The organism is Enterococcus sp. DIV1444a, from assembly GCF_051712125.1.
Taxonomy (GTDB): domain Bacteria; phylum Bacillota; class Bacilli; order Lactobacillales; family Enterococcaceae; genus Enterococcus; species Enterococcus faecalis.
The window spans coordinates 1,913,753-1,936,184 of the sequence record NZ_JBIOOG010000001.1; the positions used below are offsets into that span (position 1 = coordinate 1,913,753).

At 36.1% G+C, this 22,432-nt stretch carries 15 protein-coding genes; 3 read left to right on the forward strand and 12 right to left on the reverse strand.

The annotated features are described in order from the left end of the window. Positions 1–6: 6 nt before the first annotated feature. The 6 genes from IGI87_RS09260 to IGI87_RS09285 all read right to left on the reverse strand — a co-directional run bounded on the left by IGI87_RS09260 (position 7) and on the right by IGI87_RS09285 (position 7,271). Positions 7–1,488, reverse strand: a complete 1,482-nt coding sequence (locus IGI87_RS09260) for a response regulator transcription factor (RefSeq protein ID WP_438736785.1) — start codon at positions 1,486–1,488, stop codon at positions 7–9. A gap of 11 nt (positions 1,489–1,499) precedes the next feature. Beyond that, positions 1,500–3,230 (reverse strand): sensor histidine kinase, encoded by a 1,731-nt coding sequence (locus tag IGI87_RS09265; RefSeq protein WP_438737421.1) that lies wholly within the window; start codon positions 3,228–3,230, stop codon positions 1,500–1,502. Continuing rightward, positions 3,184–3,819, reverse strand: coding sequence for a YesL family protein (locus IGI87_RS09270; RefSeq protein ID WP_113794369.1), 636 nt, complete (start codon positions 3,817–3,819; stop codon positions 3,184–3,186). The genes IGI87_RS09265 and IGI87_RS09270 overlap by 47 nt, the downstream gene beginning before the upstream one ends. 70 nt (positions 3,820–3,889) lie before the next feature. Further along, positions 3,890–5,356, reverse strand: a complete 1,467-nt coding sequence (locus IGI87_RS09275; RefSeq protein ID WP_104853701.1) for an ABC transporter substrate-binding protein — start codon at positions 5,354–5,356, stop codon at positions 3,890–3,892. A 23-nt stretch (positions 5,357–5,379) separates the two neighbouring features. Then, the gene (locus IGI87_RS09280; RefSeq protein ID WP_104853700.1) at positions 5,380–6,303 is read right to left on the reverse strand and encodes a carbohydrate ABC transporter permease; all 924 of its coding nucleotides are present in this window, start codon (positions 6,301–6,303) and stop codon (positions 5,380–5,382) included. 11 nt (positions 6,304–6,314) lie between these two features. Further along, on the reverse strand, positions 6,315–7,271 hold the full coding sequence (locus tag IGI87_RS09285) for an ABC transporter permease (RefSeq protein ID WP_164982847.1): 957 nt from the start codon (positions 7,269–7,271) through the stop codon (positions 6,315–6,317). Between the two features lie 351 nt (positions 7,272–7,622). On the opposite strand from IGI87_RS09285, the gene IGI87_RS09290 reads away from it, so the two are divergent. Then, positions 7,623–8,210 carry a CPBP family intramembrane glutamic endopeptidase gene (locus IGI87_RS09290; RefSeq protein WP_104853763.1) on the forward strand — a complete coding sequence of 196 codons (588 nt, stop codon included), beginning with the start codon at positions 7,623–7,625 and terminating at the stop codon, positions 8,208–8,210. A gap of 93 nt (positions 8,211–8,303) precedes the next feature. On the opposite strand, the gene IGI87_RS09295 is transcribed toward IGI87_RS09290, so the two are convergent. Beyond that, on the reverse strand, positions 8,304–13,625 hold the full coding sequence (locus IGI87_RS09295; RefSeq protein ID WP_438736788.1) for an isopeptide-forming domain-containing fimbrial protein: 5,322 nt from the start codon (positions 13,623–13,625) through the stop codon (positions 8,304–8,306). A 478-nt stretch (positions 13,626–14,103) separates the two neighbouring features. Continuing rightward, complete coding sequence (locus IGI87_RS09300) at positions 14,104–14,919, reverse strand: MerR family transcriptional regulator (protein WP_438736790.1); 816 nt, start codon at positions 14,917–14,919, stop codon at positions 14,104–14,106. A 66-nt stretch (positions 14,920–14,985) separates the two neighbouring features. Between IGI87_RS09300 and IGI87_RS09305 the strand changes: the two genes are divergently transcribed. Together IGI87_RS09305 and IGI87_RS09310 are read left to right on the forward strand one after the other, a co-directional pair. Beyond that, positions 14,986–16,713 (forward strand): ABC transporter ATP-binding protein, encoded by a 1,728-nt coding sequence (locus IGI87_RS09305; RefSeq protein ID WP_438736792.1) that lies wholly within the window; start codon positions 14,986–14,988, stop codon positions 16,711–16,713. Positions 16,714–16,765: 52 nt separating this feature from the next. Further along, positions 16,766–18,544, forward strand: a complete 1,779-nt coding sequence (locus tag IGI87_RS09310; RefSeq protein WP_104854748.1) for an ABC transporter ATP-binding protein — start codon at positions 16,766–16,768, stop codon at positions 18,542–18,544. A 53-nt stretch (positions 18,545–18,597) separates the two neighbouring features. Here the strand turns inward: IGI87_RS09310 and trpS are convergent, their stop codons facing one another. The 4 genes from trpS to IGI87_RS09330 all read right to left on the reverse strand — a co-directional run bounded on the left by trpS (position 18,598) and on the right by IGI87_RS09330 (position 22,325). Next, entirely contained in the window at positions 18,598–19,602 is a 1,005-nt protein-coding gene (trpS, locus tag IGI87_RS09315; protein ID WP_113794378.1) for a tryptophan--tRNA ligase, read from the reverse strand. A gap of 255 nt (positions 19,603–19,857) precedes the next feature. Then, on the reverse strand, positions 19,858–20,520 hold the full coding sequence (locus tag IGI87_RS09320; RefSeq protein ID WP_438736795.1) for a DUF624 domain-containing protein: 663 nt from the start codon (positions 20,518–20,520) through the stop codon (positions 19,858–19,860). A 12-nt stretch (positions 20,521–20,532) separates the two neighbouring features. Then, complete coding sequence (locus tag IGI87_RS09325) at positions 20,533–21,450, reverse strand: carbohydrate ABC transporter permease (protein ID WP_438736797.1); 918 nt, start codon at positions 21,448–21,450, stop codon at positions 20,533–20,535. Beyond that, on the reverse strand, positions 21,423–22,325 hold the full coding sequence (locus IGI87_RS09330; RefSeq protein ID WP_002356840.1) for a carbohydrate ABC transporter permease: 903 nt from the start codon (positions 22,323–22,325) through the stop codon (positions 21,423–21,425). The genes IGI87_RS09325 and IGI87_RS09330 overlap by 28 nt, the downstream gene beginning before the upstream one ends. Positions 22,326–22,432: the final 107 nt, after the last annotated feature.

The window sequence follows — 22,432 nt, forward strand, 5'->3', positions numbered from 1 at the left end:
TTCTTTTTATTCTTCGACACCTGCGTAATTTGACTGGTATTGTTCTCGAAATTCTTTTGGCGTAATTCCATTTAATTTTTTAAACATTTTTGAAAAATAATTGGTATTATTGAACCCTACTTTTTCTGAAATTTCGTTGATTGTATCATCCGTGTACAATAATAATTTCTGGGCATGCTTGGTACGCACTTGATTCAAATACTGAGAAAAACTCCGCTTGGTTTCTTTTTTGAAAATTTGGCCTAAATAACTAGGGTTCAAATGAAGCTCATCCGCCACTGTTTTTAAGTTTAATTCTTCTAAATAGCCTTGTTCAATTCTTTCTACAGCTTGGCTAACACTTTCTGAATATTTTTTTATTTTAGGTTTATTTTTCACTTCTGCTAGGACTTGCTGCATTAACGCATACAGTGTATTAAGATTGTTGCTAGCTCGAATTTCTTCCACGATTTTTTCATAGTTTTCTTCTAACACAGTTGGATACTGACGAGAAATATCTGAAAAAAGTAAAAAGACTACATAGCGTACATATTCTGGTGTAGCGTGTTGTTGACTTAACTGATTGAAAATGGCATCTAATTCCCGTTGAATGGTCTGCATATCCCCAATCATCAAGGCTTGGTTAAACGCTAGAAAAGTAAAATCTTCTGCCGAACGATTCATTTGTTCTTTTTGATTATTTGGCAGAAATTCTTGATAGAACGTTTCAATTGCTTGCAACTGTTTTACTTTCTCATAACTTTCATAAACCGTTTCCCATTCGTTGACAGATTCCCCTACAAAAATCTGACCTTGACCAGCTAGAATAGCTTCTATTTCACGAATAAATAAGAACGCTTCTTGTCTGGCCCCTTTATAGATAAGTAACAATTGGTGGTACGTACTCATCCAACTTTCAATGAATAACAGTTGGCCTTTTTTCATAAATAGTTCCTTGATTGTTTCTAAAAATGGCATCTCAGCTTCAACCAATAAAACGGTGAAATCACCTAGTTTTATAGTCGCAAATTGCTGCATTAACTCTTCGTATTCCCCTTCGCTGATTTCATCATTAAGCCAACGCATCAAGCCATTTTCTAGATATAGACGCACGCGGGCATGGGATTTTTTTTGTTGGTCCAATTCTGTTTTAATTCTCTGGATATTGGCTAATAGTTCTTGCTTATTGACTGGTTTCAAAAGATAATCTTGGACCTGCAAAGCCATGCCTTTTTTGACGTAATCAAACTCTTGATAACCTGATAAAATTAAACTAATAAATTGATGCCCTTTTTTCTTTGCTTGCTCAATTAATTCGATCCCACTCATTTCCGGCATCGTAATATCTGTTAATAAAACATCAATGGATTCTGTTTCTAAAAAAGCCAATGCTTCTTGCGCACTACGCGCTGTTTTAACAATTTCAAAGCCTAACTCTTGCCAAGGAATAATCCATTTTAAGCCTTCTAAAATCATATATTCATCATCAACAAACATCACTCGATACATTTTTTCACCCCTTATGCTACAAAAGAAAGACGAATTGTCGTCCCTTCTCCTTCTTTCCCTTCAATCGTTAAACCATAACTCTCCCCAAAAAAGCGTTGTAAACGTTCATGAACATTTCTTAACCCAATGGATTGTTCCGTTTCTATTTCTGTTTGATTTAAACGTTCGCGAATTTCCTCTAACCGATTGGCGGTAATTCCTTTTCCATTATCCACAACAGCCACAATAATTTTTTCGCCTTCTCGGTAGGCGTGGACCTTGATAGCATTGTCTTGTCGTTGATAGTCAATTCCATGCACAAAATAATTTTCGACAAGCGGCTGAATGATAAACTTAGGAATTTCAACATCAGCAATTGTTTCTTCTATTTCGAACTTATAGGCAAATTGATCGGGATAACGCATTTGATACAAATACACATACTTTTCGCAAAATGAGATTTCCTCTGCCAAAGTCGTGGTTTTTTCTTGGTTAATATTATTCCTAAGTAGTGTTGAAAAAGCATAGACAACATCAGCTAGTTCTTCTTGTTGCCGACTCAAGGCATACATGCGAATATATTCCAACGTATTATAAAGAAAATGAGGATTAATTTGCGACTGTAACGCTCTCATGTGGGCATCACGTTGCTTAATTTCTAAAGTATAAATATCGTGAATGTATTGATCTAAACTGTCTACCATAAAATTAATCGCGGAAGCAATATCATTCAACTCTTCCTGAACTTGATTCGTATCAATTCGTTCTTTTAAATTGCCATCGCCAATGGCTCGTGTCGCTTCTAAAATTAATTGGACTTGTTGAGAATAGCGTTTAAACAAGCGGTTTAAGCCCACTAATAAAATAACAATCAAAAGTAAACCAATCCCTAAAATGGCCGCATAGTTCATAAACAATTGTTGAAATAAGACTCGGCGGCTTGTTAACAAGAGAATGGTGCTCCGGCCACTGCTTTCTATTTCCGTAATATCATAGCGAGTATGAAAAACCTGTTGGATGTCACTATCGGTGTGCATTCTTTTATCTAGTTGCTGCTCTTCTTCTTTAGTAAATTGCGCTTTTTCAGAAAAAATTTGATTCCCAGCACTATCATAGATAAACGCATTAATACCTGATTTTTTCAATAAGTCTGCTTGGTTGCCTAGCAACTCTTGACTTGAAAACACAGTGTATAATTCTCCCAGCGGTTGTCCTGTATAAGGATCGGAGATAATTCGCATTAGTTGAAAGCCATGTTTTTTAATTGATGACATATCCATTTTTTTCCCATTTGTAGCTGTGCGATTGGCGAACAAAACCTGATCAAATTCATCTAAGCGAATAATCACTTCTTCTAAGTCAGGAAAGGTGCTAAATAATGTACTTAAATTATTTCCAAAGTGGGTACTGACCCGATCTTCCGACCATTGGCTGTACGTATAGTCAAAATACTCAGGAGGAGAAAGTTCCATATATTTTCGCATGTTTTCAATTTTACTTGCAGAGCCAGCTAATTCATTAATCATATTGGTCGCCGCATTATTTTTATTCGTTACATAGCTGTCAATTTGGGAAACGGCGTTATTTTTTTGTGAATCAATGGATAACTTAATTGTATAAGTAACATAAACGCACAAAGCAGCCACCGTTAACAAAATAATACTTGTTAACAGTAGACTGTATTTTTGTACTAATCGATTTAATAAATATTTTTTTTTAAACAGTTTTTTGAAGATTCGCTTCATTTTGTTCCAACTTTCCATCAATAAACTGGCGATTTTTACGCGTGACATAGGCACACCACATCATAATTAAGGCAAACGAAGCAAATAGTAGCAGTCCTTTCATCTTCCAAGTTAAAGCAACGATACTAATTACACCGAATAAGACTTTAAAAAATACACCGAGGTTTAAAAAGATACTGATAAATGAAAGCTTCATTAAATCAATAGTTGAGATAAAATAGCTTCCTTCATATAGTAGCATATAAATATAAAAAATAACGAGTATTAGGGAAACAAAAAATAAAATAAAAGTAATAATTAACCACATTATCCCAGTAAATTGAACGGCTAAATAAATATTATAAAAAACAAATCCTAAAGTGAAGAGAAAAAGTAAAAAATAACAGTTACTTCTTTTAAAATATGCTTTCCATGATTCAAATGCTCGTTTAACGGTGATTGCTTGATAATTCATGCCCTCTTCCAAAATGAAATCAGTCATCATTTGGAGTGCTGGACCAACACCAAAAATAATCCCTCCAGCTAAACTAAATAACACAAACAGTAAATTTAGTTTGATTACTGTCCAGGAAAGGTAAAACAACCGCTGAATCCCTGTACTTTCCATCTTCCTCTTCCTTTCTATTATGTAAAAGACTGAGCCAAAAGCGCTCAGCTAATGCCTCAGCCTCCTGTGATTATTTTTGAGATTGGATATATTCGTCTAATTGTGTTTGCATTTCTTTTTGAACTTTATCCCAGCCAGCTGTTTTCAAGTCATCCATTAATTTTGGAAGTGTTTCTTCTGGATCAACAGTTCCTGTATTTAAGCTTGCTGCGTAACGGTTCATAACTGTAGCAACGTTAGTGATTTCAGTTTTCACTTTATCATTTACAAAAGTGAAACCAAGAATTGGTGAATCTTTTGCTTCTTCGATGCTCTTATCACGTTCTTTAACCATTTCTTCAGTGACAGATTCTTCTGGCCAAATGATTAAGTTGTTTCCTGTGTTCCAAGCACTCAAATGAGTTGTTGGTGTGTAATCTTTCAATAATTTCACGCGATCATCGCCAACTTTTTCATATTGTTTGCCTTCTTCACCATAAACAAGTCCGTTTAACAATTCTGGATTGCTGTTTAATAAGCCTAGCAATTCAACAGCTTTTTCTTTGTTTTTAGACGTATTGGCAACAACATAGTTAGCCATTTGCGCTTGTGATGTTGTTTTTAATGGTTCTGTTAGTGGGCGAGAAACAAGTGGTTTGCCAGCAGCTTGTGTTAAGATTGTATCACCATAATCCATAGGTCCTTGTGTTTCTTGACGCATGAACCAAGTATTGGTATTTAAGTCATATGGTGTTGTACTTGTAGCAGCATCTGTTGGAATTAAGCCATCTTTATACCATTGATGTAAGACTTTTAAATTATTAATCATGTCTTTGTCGGCATATTGGTTAATAATTTTTGGTGAGCCAGTATCAGTTGTTTTTACTGCAAATGGATATTGGTTACCAATAGGGAAGTCATAATTACCTGTTGCAAAGAATGTTTGGCCGATAGCAAAAGCAGCAATATTTGGTTCTTTTTTATGGAATTCTTTTAGAACTTCCGTTGCACTTTCATAACTACCATCAACTTTACTAATATCTAAATTGTATTTATCGACATATTCTTTATTAAAAGTTAAAACTTGTTGACCGTAAGAGTTACCTAAAATTGGGAACGCATACAGTTTTCCATTGATCGTATTTCCTTTAATATAGTTATCTGGCAATTGATCATAGGCTTCTTTGGCATATTTAGGTGCTAACTCAGTTAAATCAGCATAGGCGCCTTTTTGTGCATTCGTTGCATAATTTTGTGCTAATGAAATATCATAGCTTTCACCAGAAGCAACGATTGTTGACATTTTTTGGTCCCAATCGCCCCAACCAACAAATTCCATTTTTAATTTTGCCCCAATTTTTTTCTCGATAATTTTATTCGCATTATCGATTAATTGGTCATAATTATCTGGTTTGTCCCCAACACGATACATTAATAACGTTGGTGTACTATCATCACCTTTTGACGCTGCATCTTTTGAAGATTTACCGCACGCGCTCAATCCTACAGCTAAAGCTGCTGCGCCAGCTACGGCTAATCCTTTTTGCCATTTTTTCATTCCTTATTTCCTCCTGTACAATTTTATTCTTTCACGCCACCGATTGTTAAACCACCCACGAAATATTTTTGGAAGAATGGATAAGTTAACGCAATTGGTAACGTAGATAAGACAACAATCGCCATTCGAGCCGATTCACTTGGTAGAACGCCTAACCCTTCTTGTGCTGCTGCACCCATATCCGTACTTCTTGATAAGAACTCTAAGTTGTTTTGAATTTTCATCAATAAGTACTGTAATGGTACCAAGGAATCTTTTTGAATGTAAAGTAATGCATTGAACCAATCGTTCCAATAACCCAAAGCCGCAAACAAACTAATTGTGGCAATCCCTGGAACGGCTAGTGGTAACACAATGCTGACAAAAATGCGCATTTCACTTGCGCCATCAATACGCGCTGATTCAATAATACTGTCAGGCACGGTTTTCTTGAAAAACGTTCGCATCACTAAAATATTAAATGGTCCTAAAGCTAAAGGCAAAATTAACGCCCAAATTGTATCTTTCAATTGCAATAAGTTTGTCATTACTAAATAGTTCGCAACCATCCCTGGTGAAAATAACATTGTAATTAACGCAAACAATGTAAAGAATTTTTTAAATGGAAAGTTGGAACGAGAAATGACATAGGCATATAATGACGTCATTGTTGCATTGACAATCGTCCCTGTCACCGTAATGAAGACCGTTACCCCTAAGGCATGAATAATGCGTTGACTCATTGCCCCTTGGAAAATGTAACGATAGGCCTCCAATGAAAATTCTTTTGGCCAAAACCGGTAGCCGTTTGCTGCTAATGATCCTTCACTTGTCAATGAAATCATAATAACAAAGAAAAACGGAACCACACAGGAAATAGCAAAAATAGCAATGACAATATTGAAAATCAAATTCGCTGTCGGATTGAAGGATCGAACGTTAACGCTAGTGACTTTTTTCTTTTTCATAATCCTTCCTCCTAAAATAGTGCTGAATCTGGTTCAATTCGACGAACAACTAAATTCGCAATTAATAACAAACATGCCCCAACGACAGATTGATATAACGCTGCAGCTGCCGTCATGCCTACATCACCAGTAGCCGTTAAGCCATTGTAAATATAGGTATCTAACACACTTGTCACGTTGTAAAGCGCACCTGAGTTTCTTGGTACGATGTAGAACAAACCAAAGTCTGCTCTGAAGATACCGCCGATGTTTAAAATTAATAAAACAGACATCATTGGTAAAATTTGTGGAATCGTAACATTTTTTATTTGTTGCCATTTGTTGGCACCATCTACCATCGCTGCTTCATAGTATGTCGGATCAATCCCCATCACAGAAGCATAGTAGATAATACTGTTGTAGCCTAGACTCTTCCAAACATTTAGGAAGACAAAAATTACTGGCCACCAACGTGGATCTGCATACCAGTTAATCATTGTGCCGCCATTACCAGTAATCCATTGATTCAAAATCCCTTTATCCGGACTTAAAAAGGCATAAACAAAATAGTTAATAACCATCCAAGATAAGAAATATGGTAGCAATGACATCGTGTGATAAACTTTAACCAAGCGACGATTTCTTAATTCACTCATAATAATAGCAAAAGCAATCGCGAAGAATAAGTTAAAGGCTAAAAAGACGACATTGTACAAAATGGTGTTTCTAGTAATTAACCAAGCATCTTTTGATGCAAATAAAAATTTAAAGTTTTCAAAACCAACCCAAGGACTTTCTCTTAAACTAGCTAAGAAACCATCTGGCGAAATATGAAAATCTTTAAATGCGACCACATTAGCTAAGACTGGTATATAGAAGAAAAATATAAACCAGATAAATCCTGGTAACGCCATAAGGACTAAGGCCTTATAACGCCATACATTTTGAAAAAACCCGTTTTTCTTCTTCATTCGTTTCGCTCCTTTCATAAATATAATAGCGTTTTCATAATAGCTTTTTAAGGAACAAATTATAGGATTTGAGAAACAAATTATAGATTTTGTGTCATTTTAAGGTGAAAATTTGCCGAATAGACTTTTCTTTGTGAAAACGTTTATCTGATATTTTTTTAACAACTGCTTAAGAACCTTAAAAATAATTGGATAAATCTCACTCATAAAGCGGTTTCGCTAGTGCGTATTTGTTGTATAAAAGCTGAGAACTTGTTATTTTCACAAAGGATATTATCTAATTATTTTTGAGGAGGACTATTTTTGAATTTTATCCGTAAAAACACTAGAGCAATTATTTTAATTGTGGTTTATTTTTTCACAGTTTTAATGCAAGCTGGTTCTTTATTATTATTAGCTATTTCACTACTATTTAATAATAATTTAGTAGAATCATCTTTTGCAAATCTCGTAACAGGCTTGACTATTACTGCTATTGTGGGAATAGTTTTATTTTGGAAAGAAATTGTTGCAGGGTTCGACTATTTTAAAGAAGAGACCCTTTGGCGTATTTTTAGCATTTTCTTATGGGTGGGACTGATTTTTTTAGTCGATGTCATTATTCAAAAAATAATGAGTAATTATCAAAGCGGTAATCAACAAGAAGTTCTTTCATTCGGTAATCAAGTGCCTTTATTGGTTATTTTATTCTTTTTAGCGATATTAGGGCCAATTGTCGAAGAACTAGTTTTCCGACAAGTGCTAATGAATTGTTTATCAGAGACAATCGGTATAGCCTTCGCAACCGTGATTTCAATTTCCCTGTTCACCTTTATGCATATACAACAGCCTCTTGATTTTCTCGTTTATCTGCCTGGAGCTATTTTATTATCTGCGGCTTATTTAAAATCAAATCGCTCGATTGTATTTGTCATGGCTATTCATATTATTAATAATATGTTGGGTTTCTTGTTATAAATCAAAAAGAGTTGGAGACATAGGTCATTTTGACTTATGTTTCCAACTCTTAAATTTTCAGCTAATTAGTCGCTCTAAAGCAATCGATTTTGTTTACTCCTCTTTTTCTTTGTTTTTCTTTATAACATAGAGAATTAATACAATTAAGATCAGTCCTACACCCAGATACGCAAATATTTTTTGGACTTTTTCTCCTGTTTTTGGTAAATAGGATGTTTTAGACGTTTCTTTCTTGTTTATGGCAATTTCATTTTTACTATTTTTTGTAGGTTTATTCTTGTCTGTAACAACTTTTTTTGTTTCCTTTTTATTTTCCGCTGGTTCTTCGGGTGTAATGGGCACCTCTGGTTCTTCGGGCGGATTGACTGTGTCATCTACTTTGGCTTTGTTAAGAATTGTTTCGCCCGCTTTGGCTTCTTCGTTAACAATTACTTTGAAACGAATACTCCGTTCTTTCGTATCCGTGATACTTGGGTATTCCGCTGTAATTGTGCCGTTGGTCTCTTTCAAGCTGGTTGGCTTGGGTTCATCACCGACACTTGTCAGGCTATCTTTGACATATGTCAGTCCTTTTGGTAGTTGGTCTGTGATAACCACTTTGTTTAAGACGCCGTTTTCGACAGTGTTGCGGAAGCTGATGGTGTATTCGATTTCTTCCCCTAGTTTTGGTTTGGCGGTATTAACAGTTTTTGTAGCGGTTAATTTCCCTGCTTTCGCTTCTGGCACCACCGGCACCTCTGGTTCTTCGGGCGGATTGACTGTGTCATCTACTTTGGCTTTGTTGAGAATTGTTTCACCTGCCTTAGCTTTTTCGTTGACGATTACTTTGAAGCGAATACTCCGCTCTTTCGTATCCGTGATACTTGGGTATTCCGCTGTGATTGTGCCGTTGGTTTCTGTCAAGCTGGTTGGCTTGGGTTCATCACCGACACTTGTTAGGCTATCTTTGACATACGTCAGTCCTTTTGGTAGTTGGTCTGTGATAACTACTTTGTTTAAGACGCCATTTTCGATGGTGTTGCGGAAGCTGATGGTGTATTCGATTTCTTCCCCTAGTTTTGGTTTGGCGGTATTAACGGTTTTTGTTGCGGTTAGTTTCCCTGCTTTTACTCGAGGTGTGATTGGTTCTTCGGGTGTAATGGGCACCTCTGGTTCTTCGGGCGGATTGATGCCATCGTCTACTTTGGCTTTGTTGAGAATGGTTTCGCCCGCTTTGGCTTCTTCGTTAACAATTACTTTGAAACGAATACTCCGTTCTTTCGTATCGTTGATACTTGGGTATTCCGCTGTGATTGTGCCGTTGGTTTCTGTCAAGTTAGTTGGCTTGGGTTCATCACCGACACTTGTCAGACTATCTTTGACATATGTCAGTCCTTTTGGTAGTTGGTCTGTGATAACCACTTTGTTTAAGACACCGTTTTCGACAGTGTTGCGGAAGCTGATGGTGTATTCGATTTCTTCCCCTAGTTTTGGTTTAGCGTTATTAACGGTTTTTGTTGCGGTTAGTTTCCCTGCTTTTACTCGAGGTGTGATTGGTTCTTCGGGTGTAATGGGCACCTCTGGTTCTTCGGGTGGATTGACTGTGTCATCTACTTTGGCTTTGTTAAGAATTACTTCACCGGCCTTAGCTTTTTCGTTCACGATTACTTTGAAGCGAATACTCCGCTCTTTCGTATCCGTGATACTTGGGTATTCCGCTGTGATTGTGCCGTTGGTTTCTGTCAAGCTGGCTGGCTTGGGTTCATCACCGACACTTGTCAGGCTATCTTTGACATATGTCAGTCCTTTTGGTAGTTGGTCTGTGATAACTACTTTGTTTAAGACGCCATTTTCGATGGTGTTGCGGAAGCTGATGGTGTATTCGATTTCTTCCCCTAGTTTTGGTTTAGCGTTATTAACGGTTTTTGTAGCGGTTAATTTGCCTGCTTTCGCTTCTGGCACCACCGGCACCTCTGGTTCTTCGGGCGGATTGACTGTGTCATCTACTTTGGCTTTGTTAAGAATTGTTTCGCCTGCCTTAGCTTCTTCATTGACGATCACTTTGAAGCGAATACTCCGTTCTTTCGTATCCGTGATACTTGGGTATTCCGCTGTGATTGTGCCGTTGGTTTCTGTCAAGTTAGTTGGCTTGGGTTCATCACCGACACTTTTCAGGCTATCTTTGACATACGTCAGTCCTTTTGGTAGTTGGTCTGTGATAACCACTTTGTTTAAGATGCCGTTTTCGACAGTGTTGCGGAAGCTGATGGTGTATTCGATTTCTTCCCCTAGTTTCGGTTTGGCGGTATTAACGGTTTTTGTAGCGGTTAGTTTGCCTGCTTTCGCTTCTGGCACCACCGGCACCTCTGGTTCTTCGGGCGGATTGACTGTGTCATCTACTTTGGCTTTGTTAAGAATTGTTTCGCCTGCCTTAGCTTCTTCATTGACGATCACTTTGAAGCGAATACTCCGCTCTTTCGTATCCGTGATACTTGGGTATTCCGCTGTGATTGTGCCGTTGGTTTCTGTCAAGTTAGTTGGCTTGGGTTCATCACCGACACTTGTCAGACTATCTTTGACATACGTCAGTTCTTTTGGTAGTTGGTCTGTGATAACCACTTTGTTTAAGACGCCGTTTTCGACAGTGTTGCGGAAGCTGATGGTGTACTCGATTTCTTCGCCTAGTTTTGGTTTAGCGTTATTAACGGTTTTTGTAGCGGTTAATTTCCCTGCTTTCGCTTCTGGCACCACCGGTACCTCTGGTTCTTCGGGTGGATTGACTGTGTCATCTACTTTGGCTTTGTTGAGAATGGTTTCGCCCGCTTTGGCTTCTTCGTTAACAATTACTTTGAAACGAATACTCCGTTCTTTCGTATCCGTGATACTTGAGTATTCCGCTGTGATTGTGCCGTTGGTTTCTGTCAAGCTGGTTGGCTTGGGTTCATCACCGACACTTGTCAGACTATCTTTGACATATGTCAGTCCTTTTGGTAGTTGGTCTGTGATAGCCACTTTGTTTAAGACGCCGTTTTCGACAGTGTTGCGGAAGCTGATAGTGTACTCGATTTCTTCGCCTAGTTTTGGTTTAGCGTTATTAACGGTTTTTGTAGCGGTTAGTTTGCCAGTTACTTCTTCGTCTGCAATTTTTGCTTCTACTATATTAGAAGTTTCGTTGATTTTTGCAGATGTTAAAATATCTACTGCCTCAACGGTTGCGCTATTAGGCACTAATTCATTTGCTTTTGCTCGTTCATTTATCTGAGCTTTAAATTCGTAAATTGTTTCTGCTGTATCAGCTTTGTAGCTACCTCCTTGTGTAGCAGTTGCATCATTACCGACACGGACTATAATTTCTTTATTGGTTTCATCATATTCAGCTTGATCATCGCCTGAAGCATCCGTTTTTTCACCAGAATTTGGTCCACTAATAATTTTTAAAGAGCCTGGCACATAATTTAAGCGAGTATCTAGTGCATCCTTCGAGACTGAATTTATCGCTTCTGAATCAGCTTTTGTATTTTTTAGTGAGACACGGTACGTGATCGTTTCACCAACTTTGTAAGTTTCTTTTGGTTCCACAATTTCTTTCTTAATTTCAAATTCAGGCGTTTCTGCGTTTACAGCAAAACCAATCGCATTCGTAGAATAATCGTCACCACTACTTGTTGTTCTAAAATTAATTTGGTTTTGTCCAGCATTTAAAACACCTTCGGGAATTGCCATACGATCGATATCAATATCTAAAAAATTAGGATAATCTGGTGCAAATTTCCCTGGATATTTGTCTACCATATGTTCATCGTTATCTGTCACAGTTGCGTTCATAGCATTATTAACTGGGTTGAGCGTGTTCGAAATATTTACCCAAGTTCCTGCGCTATTTTTAATCTGTGCGTTGTCTCCAGTCCAGTATTTATCTCCTTGAACAGTAAACCAGGTCACAATTGGATCAAGCTTTCCTTGTTTTGCTGTTAAAAAGTTGCTCATAGTAAATTCATTATTGGTTCCAGCAGCATTGCCACGTGCTCCATAGTAAATACTAAAAGCTCTTGATTTACTTGCCTGATCCTTCGTAACAACAAATAAACTCCAACCACTAAAGTTATAATATTGATATTGACCATTTAAACTACTTGTCATAGGAATATCTGCCAACGTATAACTTCCAGTCGCACTTTTATCTCCTTGTAAAATTGAAGTTACATCTACATAATTAGAAAATCCAGTATTATTGTAACCGAAACGTTGTCCTGGGTTTGTTGCATCTTGATCGATACGATGGTACCTTTGGGGCGAAACGCGCTGTACAGTTCCATTTGGTGTTGTAAATTGTACTGGTGCACTAATTTCTTCATCAGAAAGATTCGTTCCGTAAGCAGGACCTTTATATCTAGACGCACTCCAAAATAAGCCCGCCCAAGCAATCTCTTTTGCACCATTTAAATCGATATAAGCCCGACTAGAGTTATACGTATTTGGATCATTGTCAACATCTGCAAATTCTAAAGGAAAATTGTTAATTGCATAACCACTACTTGCTCCTCGTGTGTTTAAAAACGTCTGAGCAGCTGCCGTATTTTCATTCGCAATTTTTAGATTAGTATTTCCCGTTGAAAAAAGTTCTCCTCTATGAACACTTTGATAAATTGGTGTATCAAAGCCCCGTCCAGGTGTTGGTGGTACTAATGGCCCAGTGGGTTGTGCCTTTAACGGAGATTGCTCAGCACTTTCGGTATCCTCTGTTGGTACTGTCTCTTGGATTCTTTCTGTCGCCTTTCCTGCTTCAGGCTTTGTTTCGTTGCTATTAGTTGAGGTCTTTTCATTTGTAGAAGAAACTGTTTCGCTTACTTGATTTTCTACTTTTATTTCAGAAGTTTCCTGTTTTTCCTTCGATACTAATTCTTTGTCTGCTAATATATCTTTAGTGAGTAAATCAACTGCTAGCGTTCCTTTTTCACTATCATTTACTAGTACGCTCACTAATAACTTGCTTGTCGTTTTTGTCGTTATTTGCCCATTTATGGTAATCTTTCTTGTTGTATTTGGTTGAAGGTTAGGAATCATAATATCAGTTGTTTGATCTTCCTCATTTGTTTCAACTTTTACTTGCTCTTCTAGAGCCGTAGGACCTCGCTCTTCACTTAAAGTATCTAATACAAATTTGATTGGACTATCATTGTTATTTTTTTGCTTTAAAATGATGTTTTTGATTGGTACATCTTGTATATTCATAATCTCATAAGTAATTGTTTTAGAATCTTCTTTAGTTGATGTATCTTTTACTTTTCCTGTTACTTTAAGTCCTTCTTTTTCAACAGTATTGCTAGTATCATCTGTTACTTCTTGAGCAAACGCACTCATCATTGGTAACAAATTTAAAATAAATAGCAATGTGATCATTAGATAGCTGACAAAATTTTTAACTGCTTTATTCATTTACATTCTCCTTCGTTCTTTTTATTTAATTAAACAAATAATCTTCAAGCAACTTTTATAATTACTAATTAGTTCTTAATATCCACCTCCATGAAATACTTTTTCAACCTTCAATTTTTTATTTATTTAGCTACAACAACTTTTTTAAACGTACAATTTTCCGTTTCTCCTTATAACCAAAAAGTAACATATTTTATTATCTAAAAAAAGAAAAAAGACCGATATTTCAACAAAATATCAAAAATTAAATAACATATTTTATGTCAAGCAAATATATTGACTTTTCCTAAAAAGCACAAGTATAGACAAGTTCTAACTTCAAAAGCAATTTTTTTATTGTTTTCCCTTTAATAACATTCGTTCTAAATTGTTTTAAAAACTAAAACTTTTTTCATGTAATTTTCATTACATTTACCAAAAAAAGGAACTAGCTTAGCTACATTTGCCATTGCTAGTTCCTTTTTTTGTTTAAATTGTTTTACTTTTCCTCTAAAATTTCAATCCAACCACAATAATATTCAATATATTGATTATCCTCTTCTAGTTGTGTCAAGATATGTTCTCCGACAACAACGCCTGTTTCAAATCCTTCTTTTGCTAAACGCTTCTTTACTTCTTCAATATTATTCAAACGGGTATCTTGCGTATTGACTTTTAAAATAAAGCCTTTGTATTGGCTACTTGATCCTTTGTGCCAAATCACTTTGTCTAAACTTTTTTTATTCACATGGTTCGCCAAACAAATCCCATATGTCAGTTCATTTGATTTACTTAAATCCCCATAGATTCCTAAAGTTGAAATATGTTCCATGTAAACCTTCATCTCTTCTGGATTCTCAATATCGACAACAACAATTTTATCAAAAGGAATTGGTTCATCTGAAAAAACCAATGTTTCTAAATCAATTAACGCATGTAAATGTAACTTTCTTTTTTTGATTTCTTGGTATTTATGTTGAAGCCTTTTTATTTCCTGTCCTAGTTGTTCTTCTGTTGCTTCCATTGTGGCATAAAGATCGGTAGGTGTCTTTTTATATAAATTCAACATATCCTTAATAGGAATCCCCATTTTTCGATAAAAATCAATATCATATATTTTAAATAAATCTTCTAAATCAAAGGTTCGATACCCGTTTTCTTCATTGCGTGTTGTACTAATCAACCCTTGTTCGTCCCAATAACGAATCGTGGACTTGGGGATATTTAACAACTCAGAGACATCTTTTATTGTGTAATTTTTTTCCATCCTATTCCCTCCATCAAAAAGTTTAGCATTTCTACTGTTGACATTCAAGTTACTTGAACGTGTACAATGACTCCTTGTAACAGCTAAAACGGAAGTGTTTAAGGAGGAAGTTTCATGAAATTAATGAAAGAATTTATTAAAGAAAATAAATGGATTGTTCTTGCAACAACTTTAAGCATCTGTTTGCAAATTGCAGGAACCCTTGGCGTCCCTAAATTAGTTGGCAAGTTGATTGACGTGGGCATCGTTAGTGGTGATCAACAAGTGATTAAAGCGATTGGCTTACAAATGTTACTTGTGGCATTCATTGGAACAATTGCTGCAATTATTTCTAGCTATTTGTCTGCTTTAGTAGCTGCTAAATTCGGTTTTCAAGTTAGAGGATTGTTCTTTAAAAAATTTCAACAATTCTCGATGAAAAATGTTGATAAATTTGGTTCAAATTCTTTGCTAACTAGAATGACCAACGATGTAGACAATGTTCAAACAATGATTGTGTTGTTTTGCCAATTAATCTTTCCAGCGCCTATTATTAGTTTGTTTGCCTTAGTGATGACATTTTCTTATTCAATCTCATTAGCTTGGGTAACATTGGCTTCAATCGTATTTTATTCAGTCGTCGTTTATTTCTTAATGAAAAAAGGCACCCCTTTATCTTTAAAAATCCAACCAAAAATGGATCGAATTACTACGACTTTACGAGAGTTCTTTACTGGAATTAATATGATTCGTGCATTCAATAATCAAGACTTTGAAGAGCAGCGAACCAATCAAACATTTAAAAATTACGCTGAACGCATGAGTAAAGTGAATCAAATCTTTGCTTGGATTACTCCCGTTGCCTTTTTATTAATGGGCATTGTGTACGCCTCTATTTTATGGTTTGGCGGTAATTTAGTTGCGGTAGGCACCCTACAAATTGGTACCGTTACAGCTGTTATTGAATATACGCTTCTAACTTTGGCCTACTTAATGATCGCAGCTATGGTATTAGTTGTCATTCCACGGTCCGTTGCTTCCTTGAATCGATTGCAGGAAGTTTTGTCAGAAGAAATTGAAATTAGCGATCCTCTTACTGAAGCAACCATTACTTATCATCCTGAGAAAGCCTTGATTCGCTTCGATCAAGTCACGTTTAAATACACAGAAACAGCTGATCCTGTTTTAGAAAATGTTAGTTTTGTCATCCCTAAAGGAAAAACAACGGCGATTGTTGGTGCAACTGGCGCTGGTAAAAGTACTTTAGTTAAGTTACTTTTACGAATAAACGATGTCACAGCTGGCACGATTAGCTATTCTGGCACAGATATCCGCTCATTGTCTCAGCAAACGATTCGCCAAGTCATCAGTTATGTGCCACAAAAAGCCTTTCTTTTCAGTGGGACAATCTTATCAAACTTATTAATGGGAAACGCTGAAGCAACTCCAGAAGAAATAAAAGCGGCCCTAGAAATTTCTCAATCTTCTGAGTTCATCGATTCCTTACCACAAGGGATTGAAAGTTTCGTAGCACAAGGTGGCTCCAACTATTCTGGTGGTCAAAAACAAAGAATGTGTATTGCGCGAGCCTTAATCAAACCGGCAGACGTTTATATTTTCGATGACAGCTTTTCCGCATTAGATTACAAAACTGATGCCGCTCTACGTGCCGCTTTACATGCACAAATGTCGGACAAAACTTTACTCATTGATGCTCAACGGTTAAGTACCATCATGAATGCGGACAATATTATCGTCCTAGATGAAGGAAGAATTGTTGGTCAAGGTATTCACGCTGATTTACTGGCCACTAATAGCTATTACCAAGACTTTGCTAAATCGCAAGGTATCTTACCCAAATAACTAAAGAAAGGATGTGACTGCTTGAAAGGAAGCTTTCTTTTCAAGCCATACAATGAAAAACACAATGAATCTTCAAAGCTTTAAACGTTTCTGGAAAATGATTAAACCTGAGCATCCAATCTTTTATGGTCTAATGATCTGCAGTTTAGTTGGAAACTTATTAATTGTTGCCATGACCTTTATTATGGCAATCGGGATTGATAATCTCTTGGAAACTATCAAACGTGTCGGCCTCAAAGGCATGACGCTTCCTTTAGTTGAGCAAGCGCTCTTAGGTCCTGTCTTGCTTTTAATTCTCTTTTCAATCATAAGTAGTATCGCTTCTTTTATTCAGGAACGAGCAATGGCTTCCTTAAGCGAACGGGTTACTTTAAGAATTAGAAAAGAAGTGACAAAAAAGTTTAAAACTTTACCAATGGCTTTCTTTGACAGTCATCAAGTGGGCGATATCATTAGTCGCTCGACAAGCGGTTTAAACCAATTGTCGCAAGTTCTATTAACAGGAATCAACCAATTTTTCACTTCCGTTGTGACTATCCTTTCTGCCGGCATTATGTTATTTTATATTGATGCAAAATTAACCATTTTAGTCTTACTCCTAATTGGCGGCAGTACCTTCATTACAACAAAAATTGCGAATAAAAATAAGGTATTTGCTGATCAAAGTCAAGCTGAATTGGGTCAATTAAATAATAAAATGGAAGAATATTTAGCAGGAAATTTAGTCACAAAAACCTTTAACCAACAGCAAAATGCTGAAAAAACAATTGGTGCCGTTAATCAACAACATTATCGTGCCTTTAAAAAAGCACAGTTTCTAAATTTTGCGATTTATCCAGCCATTCGTTTTATCAATCAGTTGGCTTTTATCATTAGTGCTATTTTAGGCGCAATGCTCGTTTTATCTGGTGGTATCACGATTGGTTTCTTGCAAGCGTATTTGCAATATATCAACCAAATTTCTGAGCCGATTTCTACCGCTTCTTATGTCATTAACTCAATTCAAGCAGCAATGGCTTCCATTGATCGGATTTTTGTTATCTTAGATGAAGCTGATGAACAGCCAGAAGCGACTCATTTAGAAACTATTTCTTCTCCTAAAGGAGCCATTGAATTTAAAAATGTGCAATTTGGCTATACACCAGAGAAAATTTTAATGAAGAATGTTGATTTTTCCGTTCAACCGAAAAAAACAGTAGCCATTGTGGGACCAACTGGCGCTGGTAAAACAACATTAGTTAACTTATTAATGCGTTTCTATGAAATAAATCATGGAACCATTACTTTTGATGGGATTGATATTACGAAACTTTCTCGACAAAATCTAAGAAATTTATTTGGCATGGTTTTACAAAACACTTGGTTATTTGAAGGAACTGTAGCAGATAATATTGCCTATGGCAAAAAGGACGCTTCTCGTGAAGAAATAATTGAAGCGGCTAAAATTGCCCAATGTGATCATTTTATTCGGACTCTACCTCAAGGATATGACACAATCATTTCTAGTGAAAATGGCGCATTATCACAAGGGCAACAACAGTTATTAACCATCGCCCGAATCATTTTAGCAAATCCTCCTGTTGTTATTCTAGATGAAGCAACTTCGAGTGTGGACACACGAACAGAAGCTCATATTCAAAAAGCTATGGAAACTGTCACAGAAAATCGAACAAGCTTCGTCATTGCTCATCGATTATCCACTATTGAAAATGCTGATTTAATTTTAGTGATGAAAAATGGCGATATTATTGAAAAAGGAACGCATCAGGAACTATTACAAGCACCAACTCTTTACGCCAGCTTATATAATAGTCAATTTCAAACCACTTAAAAAGAACTGGAACGAGTCATTCTTCTTTTGACTCGTTCCAGTTCTTTTGTTGCTTAGAAGTATTGAATTCCCATTGCTTTTTTGACTTCCGTTAAGGTTTGTGCTGCCACTTTTTCAGCAGCAAGACTCCCTTTATGCAACATTTCCATAATTGCTTCTGGATTTTTAGCTAGCTCTTCACGACGTCGACGAATCGGTGCAAGTTCTTCTTCTAAGACCTCAATTAAGTAACGTTTAATTTTCACATCACCTAAACCACCATGACGATAGTGTTCTTTTAATTCTTCAATATATTCTTTATCTTTCCCAAAAACATCCAAGTAAGTAAAGACCATATTTCCTTCAACTTGTCCTGGGTCCTCTACACGAATATGATTTGGATCGGTGTACATACTCATTACTTTTTTCTGGACCACTTCAGCTGGATCTGAAAGATAAATACCATTGCCTAAAGACTTGCTCATTTTTCCGTTGCCGTCAATTCCTGGCAAGCGTCCCATACCTTTTGGTGGTAAAACTGCTTCCGGTCTAACTAAAACTTCACCGTAGGTCTGATTAAAACTATGCACAATTTCTTGCGCTTGTTCCAACATTGGTTTTTGATCTTCCCCAACTGGGACTAAACTCGCTTGAAAGGCAGTAATATCAGCAGCTTGTGAAACGGGATAAATAAAAAATCCTGTCGGAACACCTTCGCCAAATTTTTTTTGCTCAATTTCTGCTTTGACCGTTGGATTCCGCCGAACACGTGATGTGGTCACTAAATTTAAATAGTACATCGTTAATTCAGCTAACTGTGGAATTTGCGATTGGATAAAAATTGTTGTTTTCGTAGGATCTAAACCAACTGCTAAATAGTCCAAAGCAACTTCTAAAACATTGGCTGAAACTTTTTCAGGATTTTTTGCATTATCTGTTAATGCTTGTAAATCTGCAATCATGACAAATAATTGATTTGTAGGGTCTGCTTGCATTTCTACTCGTTTTTTTAAAGAACCTACGTAATGTCCTAAGTGCAATTTACCAGTTGGACGATCACCTGTTAAGATAGTATTCATTGTCTACACACCTTTATCATTTACTTTCATTTATTATTTTACCTTGTTTTAAAAAGAATGAATAGTAGGCAATAGAATATTTATTGATTATAGACAATTGAAGAGACTGAGTAAATTTGGAAAAGTAGCAATTCTTGCTTTAGTCTTTTCAAACAGCCAAATTTGACTTTTTATCACAAGTATTTGCCATAGCTTAATCTTTAAAAGAGGTATACCGTTTTCTTTGTCGAATTACCTTTATTCATTATAGATTCACTACTGTTGCTTTTCATGCAATTTCCCAGTGTTTAAATAAATAATCCCTAGGAAAAGGACAGGGGTTACAACAAATCCAAACTGTGGCTTCAAAAACATCATTGCAAACATTGAAAATAGTAAAAAAATATTTAGACAGCTGACATACCATTTTCGCAGTCCATAGTAAACAGAAATTCGAAACACATCTTTAAAAGAAGCTTGCGGGTTTCGTACTTGAAAATACCAAGCATTCAGCATAATAGCTAATCCAAAAATTAGCAGAAGGACCATTAATGGAATAAACCATTTACCAATCGTTGTTTTGGCAAAAAAGAATATATCTGTCACACTGATAATGCTACTTCCTAAGCCAAGCAAACTGATAAGAAAGCCTCTTAACCCAAACTGACGAAACTTTTGGAAAAAAGTTTTAAACGGATCCAGCTCCTTTTCTTCTTTAAAAGTATCGATTAAGCCTAAAAGTGCAATCATCCCTGCCCCCATCGGCAACAACGTTACTACAAAAAGGGGGAGGTTTCGTGGATCAATGTCTAAGCTAATCACCGCTATAAAAAAAGGAATATTCACTAAGAGAAGCCCTAGATTACCGATAAATAAAATGTAAAGCCAGCGAAAGATTTTCATATAGATATTATTATCAAAGGTTTGCTTAGTAAACATTCGAACTTCCTCCTAATTCTTCATTCCAGATGTAGCAATGCCTTCAACAAAGTATTTTTGCATTGCTAAAAAGACAATCCCTACTGGTAAAATAGAAACCACTGATGCGGCCATGATTAAGGCATATTCGGCATCAAATAAACCGACGAACATTTTCAAACCTAACTGAATCGTTTTATTCTCAGTAGAAGATAAATAAATGAAGGGGCCCATGTAGTCATTCCATGTACTCACAAAAGTAATAATCGTGAGACTGGCTAAAGCTGGTTTGGTTAATGGTAAAATAATTTTCCAATAAATTCCCCACTCACTTAACCCATCAATCCGCGCACTTTCACATAGTGAATCTGGAATACTGCTGTAATATTGTTTCAGTAAAAAGACCCCAAATGCATTAAATGCTTGTAATAAAACAAGTGACCATAACGTGTCAGTCAAACCTAATTGACGCATCATAATAAATTGTGGAATCATATACGATTGCCAAGGAATAGCAATTGTTGCGATGTACGTAATAAAAAGTGTATCTCTTCCTCTAAAATTCATTTTTGAAAAGCCATATGCCGCAAAACTTGAAGTAAATAGTTGAATAATTGTAATCACAATACTTAAAAATAACGTATTTTTAAAGAAAGTTAACAACGGAATGCGTTCCCAAATAACGGAATAGTTTTCGGGATGCCAACTTTTAGGTATCCATTGAATTGGAATAGTGAAAACTTCATTGTTTGTTTTAAATGATGCTGAAACCATCCAAATGAAAGGCACCAAAGTAATTAACGCAAGTAAAGATAAGAGAATGATTACAAGGATCCCACCAAGTGTGACTTTTTCTGCTTTTTTCGTTTTTGCTTTTCGAGTATTTTCTTTTTTTGAAAAAGTTGCTTCCATCTTTTCTCCTCCTAAACTTTCTCTTGATGTTGATTCCATTTAAATTGAGCCACAGTAATCGCTAGAACGATGATGAATAAGACCATCGCAATGGCTGATGCATAACCAAAATTAAATTTCACAAAGGCTTCATTGTAAATTTCATAAACTAACACATTCGTTGCACGTCCTGGTCCACCACCAGTCATAACTTGAACTAAGTCAAACACTTTAAAACAGTTAATTACAAGCATGATAGTCACAAAAAAGGTCGTTGGTCGTAGTGAAGGTAAGGTAACATTTAAAAATTGATTCCATTTACCCGCTCCATCCATTGACGCTGCTTCATATAATTCTCTTGGCACACTTTGTAAACCAGCTAAATACAAAATCATATAATACCCCATAAAGCGCCACACACTAACGATGATAATTGCTGGTAAAGCCCAAGTAGAACTAGATGTCCAGCCAGGAGGATTTTCAATAAACAATTTCAAAAATTGATTAATTGGTCCCATTGTTGGATGAAATAGCATATTCCAAACGACCGCAATCGCAACTAATGACGTTACATAAGGAAAGAAAAAAGCCGTTCTAAAAAATTTCATCCCTCTAATTTTACGATTCAACAAAATCGCTAGTCCTAATGAGCAAATCAATGTTAACGGAACAACACCAATCGTATAGATGAACGTTTGTTTTAACGAAATCCAAAACGTATCATCATGAATCATTTTGGTGAAATTTTTCATTCCAACAAATTCAGGAGTTGAAAAAGAATCCCAACTCATAAAAGCTAAAATCAGTGAACAGATAACCGGGATTAAAGTGAAGAGGAAAAAGCCAATAAAGTTTGGTGCGATAAAAGATAACGCAGTCCACGTATTTTTTCGTCTCAATTTATTTGCTGTTTTTGTTTTTGAAGTAATTTCCATAATTGTATTCTGTTAAGTAAACTTAACAGGCCCTCCTTCCAAACTCAAGCTACATTCTTTATTTAAAAAAATAAGCCGAAATTCATTGTAGGTTACTCATTTCAGCT